Source organism: Catenulispora pinistramenti (genome assembly GCF_018274385.1).
GTDB classification, from domain to species: domain Bacteria; phylum Actinomycetota; class Actinomycetes; order Streptomycetales; family Catenulisporaceae; genus Catenulispora; species Catenulispora pinistramenti.
The window spans coordinates 1-401 of sequence record NZ_JAAFYZ010000597.1 but is presented as its reverse complement, the minus strand read 5'-3'; the positions used below and the strand labels follow the sequence as shown (position 1 = coordinate 401).

1 protein-coding gene is annotated in these 401 nt (G+C 67.3%); it reads right to left on the bottom strand.

Going from position 1 to position 401, the window contains the following annotated elements; genetic code table 11:
- Positions 1-54: 54 nt before the first annotated feature.
- Positions 55-401, bottom strand: a 347-nt coding sequence (locus KGQ19_RS48910; RefSeq protein WP_212022524.1) for an inorganic diphosphatase, incomplete at its 5' end; no start/stop codon positions are given.

Below are 401 nucleotides of genomic sequence, written 5' to 3'. Positions count from 1 at the left end.
GCCAGGGGCGGTGAAGGTGATGCGCGCGTCCGGCCACCCACCCACGGCGGGGTTCTAGCGCTTGAACCGCTGCATGGCCTCGCGGATCACTGACCGTGCCTCGGCGGCGTTGCCCCAGCCATTTAGCTGCACCGGGTTGCGCCCGGCCGGCAGGTCCTTGTAGAAGCGGAAGAACGCTTCGATCCGCTGCCGTTCGGCCTCCGGCAGGTCCGCCAGGTCCCGGATGTTGGCGTAGGTCGGGTCGACCTTGTCGGTCGGCACCCCGATGATCTTCTCGTCGTGCTCGCCGCCATCGATCATCTTCAGGTAACCGATCGGCCGGAAACGCACGATCACGCCCGGATGCAGCGGTTCGCGGGTCAACACCAGTGCATCCAGCGGATCGTTGTCGCCGGCCAGGG